Source organism: Stenotrophomonas sp. TWI1151 (assembly GCF_039673135.1).
In the GTDB taxonomy this organism is placed as follows: Bacteria; Pseudomonadota; Gammaproteobacteria; order Xanthomonadales; family Xanthomonadaceae; genus Stenotrophomonas.
Map to the genome: position 1 here is coordinate 745,700 of NZ_JBDJLA010000001.1, position 16,663 is coordinate 762,362.

The 16,663-nt window shown below is 66.1% G+C and carries 15 protein-coding genes and 1 riboswitch; of the genes, 3 read left to right on the forward strand and 12 right to left on the reverse strand.

Annotation, left to right across the window (positions count from 1 at the left end):
• Positions 1-35 precede the first annotated feature (35 nt).
• The 5 genes from pnuC to ABE422_RS03240 all read right to left on the reverse strand — a co-directional run bounded on the left by pnuC (position 36) and on the right by ABE422_RS03240 (position 6,896).
• Positions 36-632, reverse strand: a complete 597-nt coding sequence (gene pnuC, locus ABE422_RS03220; protein WP_346482454.1) for a nicotinamide riboside transporter PnuC — start codon at positions 630-632, stop codon at positions 36-38.
• Positions 629-2,794, reverse strand: a complete 2,166-nt coding sequence (locus ABE422_RS03225) for a TonB-dependent siderophore receptor (protein ID WP_346480845.1) — start codon at positions 2,792-2,794, stop codon at positions 629-631. The genes pnuC and ABE422_RS03225 overlap by 4 nt, the downstream gene beginning before the upstream one ends.
• A gap of 67 nt (positions 2,795-2,861) precedes the next feature.
• Positions 2,862-2,957, reverse strand: a riboswitch (TPP riboswitch).
• Positions 2,958-2,996: 39 nt separating this feature from the next.
• Entirely contained in the window at positions 2,997-4,133 is a 1,137-nt protein-coding gene (locus ABE422_RS03230) for a phosphotransferase (RefSeq protein WP_346482455.1), read from the reverse strand.
• Positions 4,134-4,235: 102 nt separating this feature from the next.
• Positions 4,236-6,434 carry a hypothetical protein gene (locus tag ABE422_RS03235; RefSeq protein WP_346480843.1) on the reverse strand — a complete coding sequence of 733 codons (2,199 nt, stop codon included), beginning with the start codon at positions 6,432-6,434 and terminating at the stop codon, positions 4,236-4,238.
• Between the two features lie 72 nt (positions 6,435-6,506).
• Positions 6,507-6,896: a RidA family protein gene (locus ABE422_RS03240; RefSeq protein WP_346482456.1), complete on the reverse strand. Its 390-nt coding sequence runs from the start codon at positions 6,894-6,896 to the stop codon at positions 6,507-6,509.
• 140 nt (positions 6,897-7,036) lie between these two features.
• On the opposite strand from ABE422_RS03240, the gene ABE422_RS03245 reads away from it, so the two are divergent.
• Complete coding sequence (locus ABE422_RS03245) at positions 7,037-7,954, forward strand: LysR family transcriptional regulator (RefSeq protein ID WP_346482457.1); 918 nt, start codon at positions 7,037-7,039, stop codon at positions 7,952-7,954.
• Positions 7,955-7,989: 35 nt separating this feature from the next.
• On the opposite strand, the gene ABE422_RS03250 is transcribed toward ABE422_RS03245, so the two are convergent.
• Positions 7,990-8,367 carry a hypothetical protein gene (locus ABE422_RS03250; protein ID WP_313211168.1) on the reverse strand — a complete coding sequence of 126 codons (378 nt, stop codon included), beginning with the start codon at positions 8,365-8,367 and terminating at the stop codon, positions 7,990-7,992.
• A gap of 183 nt (positions 8,368-8,550) precedes the next feature.
• On the opposite strand from ABE422_RS03250, the gene ABE422_RS03255 reads away from it, so the two are divergent.
• The gene (locus ABE422_RS03255; protein WP_346462598.1) at positions 8,551-9,675 is read left to right on the forward strand and encodes a histidine kinase; all 1,125 of its coding nucleotides are present in this window, start codon (positions 8,551-8,553) and stop codon (positions 9,673-9,675) included.
• A complete protein-coding gene (locus ABE422_RS03260; protein ID WP_346482458.1) occupies positions 9,672-10,448 on the forward strand; it encodes a response regulator in 777 nt (258 codons plus the stop codon). The genes ABE422_RS03255 and ABE422_RS03260 overlap by 4 nt, the downstream gene beginning before the upstream one ends.
• Before the next feature lie 6 nt (positions 10,449-10,454).
• On the opposite strand, the gene map is transcribed toward ABE422_RS03260, so the two are convergent.
• The 6 genes from map to adiC form a co-directional block, all read right to left on the reverse strand.
• A complete protein-coding gene (map, locus tag ABE422_RS03265; RefSeq protein ID WP_313211165.1) occupies positions 10,455-11,222 on the reverse strand; it encodes a type I methionyl aminopeptidase in 768 nt (255 codons plus the stop codon).
• Positions 11,219-11,431: a ParD-like family protein gene (locus ABE422_RS03270; protein WP_346482459.1), complete on the reverse strand. Its 213-nt coding sequence runs from the start codon at positions 11,429-11,431 to the stop codon at positions 11,219-11,221. The genes map and ABE422_RS03270 overlap by 4 nt, the downstream gene beginning before the upstream one ends.
• A gap of 76 nt (positions 11,432-11,507) precedes the next feature.
• The gene (locus tag ABE422_RS03275) at positions 11,508-11,939 is read right to left on the reverse strand and encodes a RidA family protein (protein WP_346480841.1); all 432 of its coding nucleotides are present in this window, start codon (positions 11,937-11,939) and stop codon (positions 11,508-11,510) included.
• Between the two features lie 113 nt (positions 11,940-12,052).
• Positions 12,053-12,955 carry a cation diffusion facilitator family transporter gene (locus ABE422_RS03280; protein ID WP_313211162.1) on the reverse strand — a complete coding sequence of 301 codons (903 nt, stop codon included), beginning with the start codon at positions 12,953-12,955 and terminating at the stop codon, positions 12,053-12,055.
• 28 nt (positions 12,956-12,983) lie between these two features.
• On the reverse strand, positions 12,984-15,272 hold the full coding sequence (locus ABE422_RS03285; protein WP_346462606.1) for an Orn/Lys/Arg decarboxylase N-terminal domain-containing protein: 2,289 nt from the start codon (positions 15,270-15,272) through the stop codon (positions 12,984-12,986).
• A 21-nt stretch (positions 15,273-15,293) separates the two neighbouring features.
• Positions 15,294-16,643: an arginine/agmatine antiporter gene (gene adiC / locus ABE422_RS03290; RefSeq protein ID WP_346482460.1), complete on the reverse strand. Its 1,350-nt coding sequence runs from the start codon at positions 16,641-16,643 to the stop codon at positions 15,294-15,296.
• Positions 16,644-16,663: the final 20 nt, after the last annotated feature.

The window sequence follows — 16,663 nt, forward strand, 5'->3', positions numbered from 1 at the left end:
AGTGCAGACCTGACGTAACGACGGGCGGCGCGGACTTAAACGCGCCGCCCTTCTACGTTGTGAAGCAGCGCGTCGTTGCGCGCCACCGTCCATGCCCGCAACCCCATCACGGCCAGGCCGACGAACACCAGATACAGCACCGCGGTCACGTGCAGTGACTTGACCATGTACATGCCGACGTAGACCACGTCGACCAGGATCCACAGCCACCATGCGGCCGTGTGACGTCGCGCCTGCCACCACTGGGCGACCAGACTCAGCGCAGCCAGCATTGCATCCAGCCACGGCAACGCTGCATTGGTGAGGAAGTGCATCGCCGCGCCGAGCGCAATCCCGAAGGCGACGCCGATGCCGAGGTCACGCCACATGGCCACCCGCGCCAGCGGCACGATTGCGACCCGCCCATCGTCCTCGACCTGGCCACGCCAGCGCACCCAGCCGTAGACCAGGAAGCCGCCGAACACGATCTGCAGCAGCGTGTCCGAGTAGAGCCGGGCCTCGGCGAACACCAGCGCGTACAGGGCCACCGAGATCAGACCGACCGGCCAGGCAAGGGGCACCCGGCGCGTCATCAGCCACACGCCGAGCATGCTGACGCCGGCCGCCGACCATTCCAGGATCGCCGGGTTCATAGCGCGAACGTCACCGACAAACGGGCCTGACGCGGCGCGCCCGGGAACAGGTAGTAGTCACCCGAGCTGCTGCCGGTATCGCGCCAGTAGAAGCGGTTGAACAGGTTGTCCACCGAGAGGTTCCAGGTCACCGGATGCTCGCCCAGCTGATGTTTGAAGCGCAGGCCCGCGTCGAACACGCTGTAGGCCGGTGCGCTCACGCGACCATCGGCAGTGGCCACGTTGGAGGCCGCGTAACGCCAACCACCGGTCAGCCCCAGGCCGGTCACGAACGGCAGCTGGTATTCCGCATGCACGGTCGCGCGCGTCTTGGGCACGTTGATCAGCTGGTGGCCTTCGTAATCCGGCGTGCCGACATCGCGTGCACGGGCACGCAGGACGCTCGCACTGGCGGTCAGCGACAGGCGCTCGGTGAGCTGGCCCTGTGCGGTGAGCTCCAGCCCGGTATGGGTCTGCTGCCCTTCCTCGACGAAGGTGTAGCCGGCATCACTGCCGTCCGGCTTGGCGTACTGGAACGGCTGCGAAGTGCGGAACAGAGCGGCACCCAACGTCAGCGCATCGCTGGTCACATACTTGACGCCCACTTCGGTCTGGCGCGACAGCACCGCGGGCAGGAACGTGCCTTCGTTGGAGGTCCAGAACGGCGCTTCCTGGCCGAGCGAAATGCCCCGCACGTAGCTGACATAGGCGTTGACCTCGTCGGTCGCCTTCCAGACCAGCGCGGTCTGCGGCAGGAAGCGCGACAGGCGGCTGTGCCGCTCCGGGTTGCCACGCTTGTCGTAGGCACGCTCGTCCAGGCGCACGAAACGCCCACCGGCCAGCCACTGCCAATCGCCGAAGCTCATCCGGTCCAGTGCGAAGACCGCCGTCTGCGCGCTGTCCAGACGCCGCGCGGACGGGCCCGGCATCAGCGGCGACGGGTCGAACTGCGGCACCTGTGCATCGTGGATGTTGGCAGTGCCCACGTATTCGTTGACGTTGCGGCGCTTGTCCACGGTGCGCTCGAAACGGTCCGCACCCACGCTCAACTCGTGCCGGATATCGCCGGTGGCGAAACTGCCGCGCAGCTCGCCACGGAATTCCAGGTTGCGGCGGGTATCGTCCGGGCTGCGGTAATCGTAGATGTCGTAATCGCCGTTGGGCGCGAAGTAGTTGCCCGGCACGCTGCCATCGGCGCATCCGGCGGCGTAGTAGCAGCCGTAGGCGAAGGCGACGTTGTCGTCGATCACCGAGCGGCTGTAGCTGGCCGACACCCGCGACTGCCAGCTCGGGCTGAAATCGTAGGTATGCAGCGCGGTCAGGTTGGTGCTGTCGATGCCGACCGGCCGCTGCCAGGCCTGGTACCCCAGCAGGTGCTTGCGGTCCACGCCGCGCGGCAGCCCGGTGGCGCCCAGCAGCTGATAGCCCGAGGCCGAGCGCTGCGCGCTGGTCTGGTAGTTGGCATCCACTTCCAGCTTGCCGCGTTCGCCGATCAGCCAGTCGGTGGCCAGCGAGTAGAAGTTGCGGCGGCCGTCGGCATGGTCGATATAGGAATCGCTGTCTTCCCAGGCCGCATTGAAGCGCACGCCGAAGCGCGGCGACAGCCAATGGCCGAGATCCACCGCGGTATAGCGCGAGCCTTCCGAATCGGTGCCGAGGGTGACGTTGCGGACCTCGGCCGGGCGCTTGCCCACGTAATTGATGATCCCACCCGGCGCCATGACGCCCGCGGCGAGGCCGGCCTCGCCCTTGAGGATCTCCACCGACTGGATGTTCTCCAGCGCCAGGCGTTGCTCGCCGGTGATGGCCAAGCCATTGAAGCGATACCCGGTGCCGGTATCCAGCGGGAAACCGCGGATCGCGATGTTCTGGTAGTAACCGACCGGTGCATAGCTGTCGCCCAGCGAGGCATCGTTGCTGGCCAGCTCGGACAGCGTGCGCACCTGGCGGCTGTCCAGCAGGTCACGATCCAGCACGTTCACCGATGCAGGCGTGCTCTTCCAGTCACCCGCGCCGAAACTGCTGGTCTGCGTGGCGGTGGACGCCGGCTGATGCGCCTGCACGCGCACGGCGGCGAGCTCGGTCGGCGAGCGCTCGGGCGCGTCCGCGAGATCGTTGGCATGAAGAGGCAGCGCGGCACAGAGGGCGGCGGACAACAGCGTGGGGCGGAAGCAACGGTTCATTCGATTCGTCATCAGCTGGGGGAGACGAAGCGAAGGCGAGCACGCGCACCGACCCATCACGGCGGTATGCCTGCTGCTCAAAGCTCCCTACGCCGGTGCAAACCGGATCAGGTTCCAAGGGACTCTCTCAGCCTGGTTTCGCCAGGCACCCCCGCTTCTGTGACTATTTCACTACAAACCGTACGGATTTGCGAGCCTGCGCTCAGGCGGCGGCGTGCAGCGCCTTCAGCAGGCCCTGCCCTGCCGGGCTGCTGAACCAGTCAGCATGCCCCAGCAGGAAGGTGTGGTACGCCACGTCGGCATTGGCCGGCGAGTGGGTCACGGCCTCGAAGTACTCGACTTCAGAGAGTGCGAAATCCAGCTGCACGATCGGCAGCAGATCGGCCAGCAGGTGGACGCGCTCGGCAGACAGCGGCACGATCGCGCGGTAGCCGGCCAGCAGCGCCAGCGCGATATCCACGCGCACCGCCGCCTCGCCGCTTTCCAGCGCCAGCCAGGCAATCGCGTTGCGTTCGATGGCGGTGGCCAGATCGAACAAGGCACTGGTCGGTGAGGCCAACCCAAGATCGAGCACGGTATCGACCACGGTGGACCTGCCGTCCTGCCGCCATAGCAGATTGGACACGTGCCAGTCGTTGTGCGCCCACAGGCGCGGTTCGGCCTGCAGCCGCTCGGCCAGGCCGTCATGCCATGGCAGCACCGCCCGCTGCAGATCGGCCTGCCAGTCCTGCCGCGCAAGATAGGCCGCCAACCCGGGGCGATCGTCCAGCCCGGCCTGCAGGGCGGCGATGGGATCAGCGGCACGGATCAGGTCATCGCGGGCAACCAGCAGATGAGTGGTGCGCTGGGGCGCGTGGTAGCTGGCCGATGCAAGATGCAGTCTGGCCAGCATCCGCCCCGCTTCGTGCGCCTGCGCGGTATCGGTCAACAGCGTCCAGGAGGGCGCATCGCGATACAGATCCTGGCCATGGCCCACGCCATGCAGTTCGTAGGTCCACCCTTCGTGCTCCACCGCAGTGGCGCCATCGCGGTCACGCAGTACCTCGACGACGGGCACGCCGTGATCGGCCAGGTGCCGGATGAAACGATGCTCTTCGCCCAGGCCAGCCGCGGTGCGGACGCTGCCATGGTGGCGCTTGACGAACACCCGGCCCGCGTCGCTCTCGACAATGGCCGCGGCGGACATCGGTCGCGGGCTGTGCCACAGCAGCCGGCACGCGCCCGCCAGCGGCGCGAAGCGCTCACTGAGCCAGGTGATCTCGCGGTCGGTGATGGCGGGCCAGTCGGCGGCCACCTCATCGTTGTTGAGGCCTTGGACGCGGTGGGTGCTGTTGCTCATGGGATGACGGGTCGATGACGGCGAAAAGGCACGCTGTCACCAGACAGTGGGCGCGGCGAGGATACCAAGCCACGCCGGCCAGGGGGGAACAGATGCGTCCGGTCAGCGCGTGCCGTCACCCGGCTTCGTTGCGGCGGGCTTGGCCGGCAGCAGCCGCGGCTGCTCCGCATACCAGTCGCGGGCCCCGGCAAGGTGCCACTTGCGCTGCTCGCCCTGCAGCTCGATGCCGGCCCCCAGCACGCCCCAGCGCAGGTAGAGATCGCCACGGCGCTTGCCATGACTCAGATCCAGCCGCGCCTGCAGGGACAGTCGCTCGTTCTCGGCCTGCAGATCCTCCACGATCAGCTCGCCACTTCGCCAGCGCAGCTGCCCACTGGCCTGCACCTCTCCGGAATCCAGCATCCCGAGCACCCAGCGCGGGTATTCGCTGCGCTGGGCGAACACGCCGAGCAACGGCCCGGCATCGCGCAGGCGCAGGTCGGCCAGGCCATCCACCTGGAACGGCGCGGCCGCATCGATGTGGCCACTGCGGATCGCCACCTTGCCCCACCAACGCCCGTCACTCTTTTCATCACCCACGTGGATGTTGCGCAGGTCCACCGTGGTGCCACCGAGATCAAACTGGCGGCTGTCGAAATCCGCACGCTGCAGACGCGCCTGCAGCTGCGCATCGCCGCGCATCGCGATGCCGGCCACACTGAGCCGGGCGCCGGTGCCACGAAGATCGGCACTGCCCTTGCCTACCCGACCGGAGGCATCCAGCGACACATCACCGCTGAGCAGACCGGTACCGCCGAGCAGGCGCACGTTGTCGTTGCCCAGATAACGGTTGTAGGCGGTGAGGTCGGGCACCCGCGCATCGGTGAAGCGCAGCTGGGCGCGCATGCCGTCGCTCAACTGCTTCAACCGCGCATCCCCGCGCAGGGTCAGCGCCAGTTGGCGGCCATCGAACAACACCGCCTTCGGCGCGTTGGTTGGCGCAGCCTGGAAGCGCGGGATCTGTACCTTCAGCTCGGCCTGCGGTGGTTCGCCCTCCACGATCCGACCCTGTGCGTGGGCGTCGCCGCGCATCCGGACCCCTGCAACCTCGGCTACGGCGGCCACCTGCGGGATATCCACCGTACTGCCCGGCGCCAGTTGACCGTCGGCGATGATGACGTCTGCCTTGAGCAGCCCACCGCCGTCGAGGTGGAACCAGGGTTTCTTCACGAACAGATCGCTGATCCAGTTGAGCGACTGGAACTGCCAGGCGCCCTGCACCTTGCCAGACAGCCGCGGAAGCAGCTCGGCCGGCGCCTGGAACGGAATCTTCCGGCCGGTCACGCGCAGATCGGCATTGAGTTCGCTACCCGTTTCCGGGTCACGCGGGAGCCGGGCCTGGACACGCATGTCCTGCGCCACGTCCAATTGCAGGGACAGCAGGCCGCGGTCATCGGCGTTCACGCCCGCGTGCAGGGGAAGCCGCCAGACCAACCGGCTGCCCGGTCGCAGGGCGCCCTCTTCCAGCGTTACGTCCGCGGTGAGGCGTGCATTGGAGACCGCACTACCCACCTTGACATGTGGGCCGCCGGTATCGATGCGCAGGCCCTGGCTGCGCGCATCGATCTGCAGCTGCGCCCAGGTGATGCCGAGTTTCTGCAACCCCGGCGCGTCATCACGATAGTGCCGCGGGAAGTGGAAGCGCGCGGCGATTTGGGCATCGTCCAGCACGTTGACACCGTCGAAGCTGACCTGGGCATCATCGAAGCCCGCCGTGGAATCGAACAGCTCCGACGGGCCGCCCTTGAGCTGCTTGAGGAAACCGACGTTACCGTGCCCCTGGCCCACGATCAGCAGCTTGCCGAAGCGCCCGCTACGGATGGTGTCGCTGTGGATCGCATCGAACCGCAGCGTCCAGCCACGGTCACCGCGCGGGGGTGGTGGGATCGCCTTTTCGACCCGCTCGACCTCGGCTTCCACCCCTGTCGCATCAATGCGCGGAATGCGCACTTCCCTGCGCAACAGTGCCGGCAGATCGATCCAGGCACTCGCGCGGTCGGCACGGAACACATACTGCGTTCGATTGGCCTGGCCGCGCATGCGGATGTTCCAGACCACGGCCTGCCCAGGCATCAGGGTCAGTGCCGGCCCGGTCTGCATGGTGAATTTTTCAGGTTTGCGGTTGGTCACCGCATCGAACAGCGGCGTATTGAGGAATACATTGCCCGCCAGCAGGTACAGCGCATACAGCGCCAGCAGCGAGAGCAACGCCACGCGCCACGGCCGGGGCCAGCGCCGCACGCGCTCGGGAATCAGGGGCATGTGGGTCCGCAACAGGAAGCAGGATGACGGCCCACTATCGGCAAGGTGCAGCCGTCACGGCGTGAAGGCGTGCTACGGCAGCTTGGCGATCACCTTGATCTCCACGTCGAATCCATACAGCCAGGTCACGCCGATACCGGTGAGCGTGGGATACGGCGCCTCACCCCAGTACTCCGGAACGACGGCCCACACCCGCTCGAAGATCTGCTCGGGATTTACCAGGAACACGGTCACGTCGACGACATCATCGAACGTGCAGCCGGCCGCGCCGAGCACCGCACTGAGGTTGTCGAATGCACGCCGCACCTGCGCCTCCAGCTCGGGTTCGGGCGAGCCATCTTCGCGGCTGCCGACCTGGCCGGACACGAACAGGAAGCCATTGGACCGCACTGCCGGCGAGTAGCGGTTGCGCTCGTACAGGGGCTGGCGGCCCGGCGGAAAAACGACGTCACGTGTTGCCATGAACCACCTCTGCCTTGGGCCGATACCGGCCCATCACGAATGAAAGGCCACAGTAGACCGCCATGCGCACCGGATAAACGCGGTCTGCTGTCCCACATTGTTTGTAGAATCCAAACAATCATCCTCCCCGTGGAAGGCAGATGGACCGGTTCGATGCAATGCAGGCCTTCGCCCGGGTGGTGGACACGGGCAGCTTCACCAAGGCGGCCCAGACGCTGCACATGAGCCGCACCACAGTCACCCAACTGGTGCAGCAGCTGGAAGCGCGGCTGCGGGTGCGCCTGCTCAACAGAACCACCCGGCAGGTGAATGTCACTGCCGATGGGGCGGCCTACTACGCGCGCGTGATCCGGCTGCTGGCCGATATCGATGATGCAGAAACCAGTCTGTCCAGTGCCGCGTCAGCCCCGCGCGGGCGGCTGCGGGTGGATGTGCCTGCCCCGTTTGCGCGGCTGGTGCTGGTCCCTGCGCTGCGCGACTTCCTGGCCCGCTATCCGGAGATCCAGCTCGATCTGGGCGTCAGCGATCGCCACGTCGACCTGACCGACGAGAACGTGGACTGCGTGATCCGGGGTGGACAGATCACGGATCAATCGCTGGTCGCCCGCCATATCGGCGATCTGCCGGCGGCCATCCACGCCTCGCCTGCCTACCTGCAGCAGGCAGGCCTACCCGCCCATCCGCAGGACCTGGAGCAGGCCCCGCATCGCGTGGTCGGCTACCTTCGCTCGCGCAGTGGCACGGTACTGCCCTACACCCTGCAACGTGGCGACGAACAGGTCACCGTGAGGGGACGCCAGCTGCTTGCGGTCGATGATGGCAACGCCTACCTCGCCGCAGGCGTGGCGGGCCTGGGCGCGCTATGGCTTCCCGACTACATGGCCGCCCCGCATCTAGCCGCCGGTGAATTGGTCCGGCTGTTCCCTGGGTGGCACATCGATGCGATGCCGCTCTATCTCGCGTTCCCGCCAAACCGGCATGTCAGCGCCAAGCTGCGGGTATTCATCGACTGGGTCGCGAGGTTGGTGGCGCAGCACATGCCACCTACGGGTCCTTAAGCGCGGACGGCGGACCGCACTCGCCGCGCCCCCTGCTATCGGCCACGCGTTGGCGTCCGTGGTTCCAGCGCGACCGCACGATCACCGGGTGTCTTCTTCAGCGGTGCGATGACCAGTGTGTCGCCCCTGCAGACATCCACATCGCGGTAGACCACCCGTCGTCCGTTGCGGAACGCGACACGAAGATCGAACCGGCAGCCTTCGTCGGCCAGGCGGACCATGGCGCTGCCGCCGCCACCCGCCAGGACATCGATCGACCGGGGCGAGAACGCTTCCGAGCCTGCAGGCGCGACGTCGAGAGTCACCACGCTGTCGTGCGCCCGGTTGAGCAGGCCCAGGTAACGCGCCTCTGCGCCGTGGGCGGTACCGGCGCACATCAACGAGGCGAGCAGGAGGGGTCGGATCAGGATCATGGTGGTGCTCCAGGCGGGTGATGGACGCCCGCATCACGCGCCTGCTGGCTGGATCCGCCAACCGATCCGGGACGAATCGTCGCCACGACGTGGCCAATCGTAATGGGCCGTCATGGCGCTTCCCGCGCTCCCCCCGCCTGCCTAAGATGAGCGTCGCCAGAGATGCCTGGCCCGGAATCGACCATGTACATCCGCCTCGGCAGCACCCGGATCCGCCTGTCCCGCTATATCGCCCTGTGGACGACGGTGGCCCTGGTGTTTGCGCTCCAGACCTCGATCAACGCCGGCCTGCCGAACAGTCGATGGCCCCTCTGGGACCTCATGCGCTGGTCGCTGATCCAGTGGTACACGTGGGCCGCGCTGGCCCCCACCGTCTTCCGCCTCGCCGAACGCTTCCCGGTGCGCGGCGCCGGGCGCCTGCATGGGCTCGGTGCCCAGGTGGTGGCCAGCCTGTGCATGACGTTCATTGCGATGATCGTGGGTGCGATGGTCTCCACCCTGTTCGAGCCCAGCGGTTTCTTTCAGCAGCTGGGCTACTTCCTGGAGCAGCACTTCGCCATCGGACTGCTGACCTACTGGACGCTGTTCGCCATCCAGCAGGCGATCCACTTCCACGCTGAGAAAGCCCGGCGCGAACTGGAAGCCAGCCAGTTGGCCACCGAACTGGCGCAGTCGCGGTTGCTCTCGCTCAAATCCCAGCTGCAGCCGCATTTCCTGTTCAACACCCTGCACGCGATCATTACCCTGCTCGACGAGGACAAGGTCTCGGCCGAGGACATGCTGCTGCGCCTGAGCGATCTGCTGCGTGCCTTCCTGGAAGACTATGACGGCCAGGAGATCCGCCTGCGCCAGGAGCTGGACCTGATCGAGCTGTACCTGGGCATCCAGCGCATCCGCTTCAAGGATCGGCTGACCACCCGCACGTATATCGCCCCGGACACGCTGGACTGCGCGGTGCCCAGCCTGATCCTGCAGCCGCTGGTGGAGAATGCCCTGCGTCATGGCATCGGCCAGCGCCTGGGCAGCGACACCATCGAGATCGAGGCCCGCCGCGACGGTGACGCACTGTGCATCGAGGTACGCAATCGCAACAGCACGCTGACGGCCGAGCCAACCGCAGCGGCCGGGCATGGGATCGGCATGTCCAATACCCGCCTGCGCCTGAAGGAACTCTACGGCGAGGCGGCCGAGGTGAGGCTGGACATGATGTGGCCGGAGGGGGTGGTGTGCCGCATCCGCGTGCCATTCCGGGAACTGGAGAGCGCCGAGGATGCACCCGAGTTCTTCCCGGGCAGTGCACCGGCATGAGCCTCACCGTGCTCGTGGTGGATGATGAGCCGATCGCGCGGCATGCGGTCATCCGGTTGCTGCGCGATGATGCGGATGTCGAGATACTCGGCGAATGCGGCGATGGCGTATCGGCGGTCAATGCCATCCGCAACCAGTCGCCGGACCTGGTGTTCCTGGACATCCAGATGCCGGCGATCACCGGCATGGACGTGGTCGCCACCATCGGCGCGGAGCGGATGCCGGCCACGGTGTTCGTCACCGCCTACGAGCAGTACGCGGTAAAGGCCTTCGAAGCCAATGCCGTGGACTACCTGGTCAAGCCGTTCAGCCGGGAGCGCTTTGCCGCCACGCTGCAGCGGGCGAAGGCGCGGCTGTCGGCGGCCAGCGGCGTGGGCTCACAGGCCTCGATGCAGATCCTGCAGGCGCTGGATGCACTGCGGCAGCGGGACGACTACCTGCAGCGCATGCCGGTGCGCGTGGACGAGCATGTGGTGCTGGTGGCGGTGGATGACATCGTCTGGATCAAGGCCGCGCGCAACACGGTCGAGATCCACCTGGTCGACCGCGTGCACGAGCTTCGCGAGACCATGGCCACCCTCGCCGCCCGCCTGGACCCGCGGCATTTCGCGCGCGTGCACCGCTCGGCGATCGTCAATGTGCGCCGGGTCAAAGCGATCCACCCGTGGTTCAACGGCCACCACGTGGTGACCATGGATACCGGCCAGCAGCTGCGCATGAGCCGGTATCAGAACGAGGCGTTTCTCAAGCTGGTGGCCACACGTAGCGAATGAGGCGGTTCAGTCGGGCAGCCGCTCGCCCGTGCGCAGGGTCAAGACCTCAACGCCATCGGCAGTCACCAGCACCGTGTGCTCGGCCTGCGCCGAGAGCTTTCCATCACGGGTGGTGACGGTCCAACCGTCGTCGCTCATGTCGATGGCCGCGCGACCCTGGTTGATCATCGGCTCGATGGTGAAGGTCATGCCTTCCTCCAGTTCCAGCCCATCACCGCGACGGCCGTAATGCAGCACCTGCGGCTCTTCGTGCATCTCCTGGCCGATGCCGTGGCCGCAGAACTCCCGCACCACGCTGTAGCCGTGCGCCTTGGCATGCTGCTGGATCGCGAAACCGATGTCACCCAGCGTCGCCCCCGGGCGCACCACCCCGATCCCCTTCCACATCGCCTCGCGGGTCACCCGCACCAACCGTTTGGCCGCGTAGTCCACCTCGCCGATCAGATAGGTCTTGCTGGAATCGGCGATGTAGCCGCCTTTCTCCAGAGTGATGTCCAGATTGACGATGCTGCCGCTGCGCAGGATGTCATCCGACGATGGCACGCCATGGCAGACCACGTTGTCGATGGAGGAATTGAGCACGTAAGCGAAGCCATACTGGCCTTTGCTCGCCGGACGGGCGTGCAGTTCATCGATGATGAAACGTTCCACCCAGTCGTTCACCTGCAGCGTGCTCATGCCCTCAAGCGGCAGCTGGTCCAGGGCTTCGAACACCTGGGCCAGCAGGCGCCCCGATGCGCGCATCAGTGCCTGTTCTTCAGCGGTCTTGATCATGCTTCGGCCACCCGCAACGCGCCAGGCTCGACGCCCGCGGCCCGCAGCTCACGGTTGACGATATCCTGGTAGGTCGAGCTGGGATTCATCTCGCACAGCATGCCGATCTTGATCCAGAAGCCCGCCTGGGCATTGATCGAACGGCCGGAGACGCCGCTGGCGCGGCGCAGGTTGTCGTGCAGTTCGTCGTCGATGTTGACGATGCCCATGGGCAGCCCTCTGAATGTTGATATACGCATCATATATGTTTCATATATTGATGTGTGGGGCCTTCGCCCAAGGTGTTCAGGCGGTGTAAGCCGTTGCCTCGATCTCGAACAGCATGCCGTCCAACGCCAGGCGCGGCACCGGGATCAGCGTGCAGGTCGGCGCACGACCCAAGGGCCAGCGGCGACCGATCTGATCGGACAGGATGCCGAGCCGATCCTGATCGTGATCCACCACCAGTACGGTCAGCTTGGCCACGTCGGCCAGGGTTGCACCGGCCGAGGCCAACGCCAGGCTCAGGTTGTCCAGCGCCTGGGCAACCTGCGCCTCGAAGCTCGGCGACAGAGCGCCATCGGCGGTTTCTCCGCCCTGCCCGGCGATGTGGATCACGCGAGCCGGCAGCCGGACCACCGCCACGTGGGAATAGCCGTTCCCGGTCGGGTCGTACAGGCCGGACGGATTGATGAAGCCGAACAGGCCGGCGGGCGCAACAGGAGCATCGATCAACATGGGTCAGGCGTCTTCAGGGGGTGGGCGCGCAGTGTCCGGCCTCAACTGCGGTTGAGGTCAACGCAGTGCCTTGGAATGCTGCGGTGCAGACATCAAGGTTCCGCCTGCGCGCCTCAGGTCCAGGCCGGATCGGCCGTGAAATCAATCGTCAGCCAGAACTCACTGCCGCGCGCATCCAGTCGCTCGGCGATCTCATCACGCAGCCGGTCCACGTTCCCGATGGTGCCGATGACCGTGTCCGGGTGGGTCAGGATGTGGATTTCGACGAAGCGCATGCGGCCCATCTTGGCCACGTGGCTGGTGAAATCCAGATAGCCGTGCTCGACGACGAAGTCCTTCATCACCGCCTGCACGCGCGCATCCAGCGTATCCGGCGCCACCTGCAGCACTTCGCGCATGGCCTTCCAGGCGCTGCGCAGCGGTACCGGCAACACCGCGACACTGATCGCGGCCAGCACCAGCGGATCCAGATAGGGAATCCAGTGGGCATGCGCGCCACCGCGCAGCAGCAAGGCGATCGCGAAGGCCAGCACCACGGCCAGGCTCATCAACCCGCTGAGCAGCCAGGCGCGTACGTCCAGCCACAGCAGGGCCGAATGCAGCTGCATCGCACGGGTACGCACGAACGCCGCCATGGCCAGGTTGCTCACGCACAGGACGGCGGCCCACAGCAGCGCAGGCCCCGCCTTGACCTCATGACCCCCGGTGGTCAGCCCGATCACCGAGTTGGCCAACGCATAGATGCAGGCCAGCGACAGGATCGCCCCGCCAAGGGCCTCCACCATCGGCTCCAGGTGCCAGTACCCATACTGGAAGCGCGGGCTTTCTTCCCGCGCCACCAGCCGCAGCACCGACAATGCCACCAGGGTCAGCGCCACATCCACCAGGCTGTAGACGCCGTCGAACAGGATGGCCTGCGAGCCTACCAGCAGGCCACCGACGAAGCCGATGGCGCTGACCGCCATCGTCACCCCGATGGAAAACGTGAGGACCCGCTGCTCGCGTGCTGTATCCATCGCTGGCCGAGGGTCCTGCGCGCAGGCGTCAGACCTTCAGCACCTCCACCTTGTAGCTCGGCGCATCGCCGTCGGTATCGATGATAAGCCCGTGCACATCCGACTCGAAGCCCGGGAAACGCGCGTTCTGCTCGCGGGCGATCCGCAGCGACTGGATGATCGGCTCATCGCTGGTGCCGAAGCGCTCACCCGGCATGATGGTCGGAATGCCCGGCGGGTACGGCACCAGCATGGTCCCGGCAATACGGCCGCTGATCTGCTCGATGTCGACCCGCTCGATCTGGCCGCGCACGAGGTGGTCGTAGGCCTCGGCCGGCGTCATCACCGGCTCGGGCAGATCCACGTACATCGCGCGCATCACCTGGGCCACGCCGAACTCGGCGTTGAAGGCATGCAGCGCATCGCACAGATCGCGCAGGCCCCAGCCCGCGTAGGCGATCGGGAACTCGGCGGCCAGCTGCGGCAGCGCGCGGGTCAACGGCGCGTTGCAGTCGTAAAGCTCCTTGAACGCCATCAGCTCGGTGACCAGGGTGCTCCACTTGCCCTTGGTGATGCCCATCGAGAACAGGAACAGCACCGAATAGAGATTGGTCTTCTCCACCGTGATGCCGCGGGTCCACAGGAACTTGCTCAGGACCGCGGCCGGAATGCCGCGCTGGCCCATTTCGCCGTCCATCGACAGCCCGGGCGTGAGCAGGGTCACCTTGATCGGATCGATCAGCACGTAGTCGTCGACCAGGCCATCGAAGCCGTGCCAGTGCGCATCCGGCTGCAGGTACCACTCGCTGCGCTTGGCCACCATCGGGGCCGGTGCGTCGCCCTTGGCCAGCGAGCGCTCCAGCTTGTCCGGCTGCCAGACGCTGAACCACCAGTCGTCCCGGCCCAGGTCCTCGCGCACATGCAGCATCGCGCGGCGGAAGGCGATTGCTTCGTCATGCATCTCCTGCACCAGCGATTCGCCGGCCGCGCCCTCCATCATCTTGGAGGCCACATCGCAGGCCGCGATCACCCCGTAATGCGGGCTGGTGGTGGTGTGCATCATGAAGGCTTCGTTGAAGCGCTCGGCGTCCAGCTCACGGGAAGCCGCGTTGCGCACGTGGATCATCGAGGCCTGCGAGAACGCGGCCAGCAGCTTGTGCGTGGAGTGCGTGGTGAAGATGATCGCATCCTGCTCACGCGGCTTGCCCTTGGCCATGCCGTAATGGTTCTCGTAGAACGGATGGAAGGCGGCGTAGGCGTACCAGGCTTCGTCGAAATGCAGGAAGTCCACCGCGCTGCCGATCTCCTCGGCGATCTTCTCGGCGTTGTAGCAGAGGCCGTCGTAGGTCGAGTTGGTCACCACTGCGATGCGCGGCTTGGACCCGGCCTTGTAGGCCTTGCTGGCCAGCGGGTTGGCAGCAATGGCCTGCTGCAGCGATTCGGGGGTGAACTGATCCAGGCTGATCGGGCCGATGATGCCGTGCGCGTTGCGGCTGGGGGTGAAGTACACCGGGATGCCGCCGGTCATGATCAGCGAATGCAGCAGGGATTTGTGGCAGTTGCGGTCGACGAACACCACATCGCCCCGCCCCACGGTTCCGTGCCAGACGATCTTGTTGGCGGTGGAGGTGCCGTTGGTGACAAAGAAGGTATGGTCGGCGCCGAAGTTGCGCGCCGCCTCGTTCTCGGCCTCCTTGATCGGGCCGGTATGGTCCAGCAGCGAGCCCAGCTCCGGCACCGAGATCGACAGATCGCTGCGCAGCGTGTTCTCCCCGTAGAACTGGTGGAACGCACGTCCCACTGGCGACTTGGTGAACGCCACGCCGCCGGCATGCCCGGGCGTATGCCAGGAGTAGTTGGATTCGGCGGTGTGGTGGATCAGGGCCTTGAAGAACGGTGGCAGCAGATTGGCCATGTAGTCTTCGGCCGCACGCATCACCTGGCGCGAGATGAAGCTCTTGGTGTCTTCAAACAGGAAGATGTAGCCGTGCACGAACTTCAGCAGCTTGCTCGGCACCTTCTCGATCGTGCGCCGTTCGCCGTACAGGAAGACCGGCAGGTTGGCGCGCCGGGCCGTCTGCTCGCGCAGGAAGCCCAGCAGGCGCTGGAACTGCTCCGGGTTCTCCTCGGTGCCATCGATGGAGATCAGCACCGCCGAGGCCGCCACATAGGTGCGCGCACCGGCCTGCGCATCGGCCAGGGTCAACCCGCACAGCACGCGCTGGTCATTCTTGCGCAGCTCGTCCACCAGTGCACGGATCAGGATGCCGCCGATGCGCGGGGATTCGTAGTCATCGTCAATGACGATGATCGGGTAATCAAGGGACTTGAAGTACACAGGGATTCTCCTGGGGGAAGATCACGAAAGCGTCGTGCGGACGGCGGCGTCGAGCGCGGGCAGCTGGCCGCGCTGGCGGCGACGCTCCTCGCTGAAGAACGGATAGAACACCGTGATGAACAACACGAACAGGAAGGCGTACTGCACGATGCTGCCGGCCGAGCCGAAGATCGCCCACAGGCAGTACACGACGGTGACACTGGTCAGCAGCCAGAACGCGCCGGTATGGACCAGCGTGTGCGAGCGCTCCACCACGAAATAGCAGGCCACGCAGGAGTAGATGTACGGCAGCAGCGTCAGCACGACCGCCGCGGAGGTGATCACATCGAACTGGGCCGAGGCGGTCTTGGAGGTGGAGGTGACCAGCACCGCCAGGGTCATCAGCACCGCCACGATCAGCACGCCCTTTACCGGCACGTCATCCTTGTTGGTCTTGCTGAAGATGCTGGGGAACAGACCGTCATCGGAGGCGGCCTTGGCGCTCTGCGCGGTCAGCAGGATCCAGCCGCCGAGCGAGCCGGCCGCACCCACGAACGCACACAGGCTCACCAGCGCCCCGCCCCAGCCGCCCACCGCATTGGCAGCCGCCAGTGCGAACGGCGCATCGGACACCTGCAGGTCGCCGTTGGGCACCATGCCCATGATCACCGAGGAGCTGGCGATGTAGGCGATCGCCGCCAGGAACACGCCGGCCAGCGTCGCGCGGGCCACGTTCTTCTCGGGGTTTTCGACCACACCCGCGGTCACCGACGCCGATTCCACGCCGATGAAGGCCCATAGCGTCAACGCCGCCGCACTGGAGATCGCGCCGAAGTTGGATTCACCGGAGACGTTGTAGGCGCCCTTGAAAATGGTCGGATCGAAGAAGAACCAGCCGAAGATCGCGATGCCCAGGATCGGTACCAGGGCGAAGCTGGTGGTCACCGTCTGCAGCTTGCTGACGAACGACGGGCCGATGACGTTGGCGAAGCTCAGCGCCCACACCAGCGCCAGCACGGCGATGCAGCGCGGCAGCGGCTCGGACAGGATCGGGAAGAAGTAGCTGAAGTAGCCGACCGCCGCGATCGGAATGGCAACGTTGCCGATCCAGTTGGCGAACCAGTAGATGGTGTTGGTCTGGAAGCCCATGTAGGGGCCGAACCAATCGCGTGCATAGGCATACGGGCCACCGGCCTTGGGCGCGAGCCTGCCGAGCTTGGCGAACACGAACGCCAGCAGCAGCGCGCCGGCCGTGGTGATCAGCCAGCCCCAGATGGAGGCGGTGCCGATCTTGGCCAGGCTGGAGGGCAGCAGGAACACCCCCGACCCCATCATGTTGCCGGCCACCAGGAAGGTGGCGCCGACGACCCCGATTTTCTTTGCTTGTGCCATGACGTTTGCTCCTTTGCCAG

What these genes read in the sequence shown, in the direction of transcription:
- ABE422_RS03255 (WP_346462598.1), top strand. Translation starts at nt 8,551, where the DNA reads ATGTACATCCGCCTCGGCAGCACCCGGATCCGCCTGTCCCGCTATATC.
- ABE422_RS03245 (WP_346482457.1), top strand. Translation starts at nt 7,037, where the DNA reads ATGGACCGGTTCGATGCAATGCAGGCCTTCGCCCGGGTGGTGGACACG.
- ABE422_RS03275 (WP_346480841.1), bottom strand. Translation starts at nt 11,939, where the DNA reads ATGTTGATCGATGCTCCTGTTGCGCCCGCCGGCCTGTTCGGCTTCATC.
- ABE422_RS03225 (WP_346480845.1), bottom strand. Translation starts at nt 2,794, where the DNA reads ATGAACCGTTGCTTCCGCCCCACGCTGTTGTCCGCCGCCCTCTGTGCC.
- ABE422_RS03250 (WP_313211168.1), bottom strand. Translation starts at nt 8,367, where the DNA reads ATGATCCTGATCCGACCCCTCCTGCTCGCCTCGTTGATGTGCGCCGGT.
- adiC (WP_346482460.1), bottom strand. Translation starts at nt 16,643, where the DNA reads ATGGCACAAGCAAAGAAAATCGGGGTCGTCGGCGCCACCTTCCTGGTG.
- ABE422_RS03280 (WP_313211162.1), bottom strand. Translation starts at nt 12,955, where the DNA reads ATGGATACAGCACGCGAGCAGCGGGTCCTCACGTTTTCCATCGGGGTG.
- ABE422_RS03230 (WP_346482455.1), bottom strand. Translation starts at nt 4,133, where the DNA reads ATGAGCAACAGCACCCACCGCGTCCAAGGCCTCAACAACGATGAGGTG.
- map (WP_313211165.1), bottom strand. Translation starts at nt 11,222, where the DNA reads ATGATCAAGACCGCTGAAGAACAGGCACTGATGCGCGCATCGGGGCGC.
- ABE422_RS03270 (WP_346482459.1), bottom strand. Translation starts at nt 11,431, where the DNA reads ATGGGCATCGTCAACATCGACGACGAACTGCACGACAACCTGCGCCGC.
- ABE422_RS03235 (WP_346480843.1), bottom strand. Translation starts at nt 6,434, where the DNA reads ATGCCCCTGATTCCCGAGCGCGTGCGGCGCTGGCCCCGGCCGTGGCGC.
- pnuC (WP_346482454.1), bottom strand. Translation starts at nt 632, where the DNA reads ATGAACCCGGCGATCCTGGAATGGTCGGCGGCCGGCGTCAGCATGCTC.
- ABE422_RS03240 (WP_346482456.1), bottom strand. Translation starts at nt 6,896, where the DNA reads ATGGCAACACGTGACGTCGTTTTTCCGCCGGGCCGCCAGCCCCTGTAC.
- ABE422_RS03260 (WP_346482458.1), top strand. Translation starts at nt 9,672, where the DNA reads ATGAGCCTCACCGTGCTCGTGGTGGATGATGAGCCGATCGCGCGGCAT.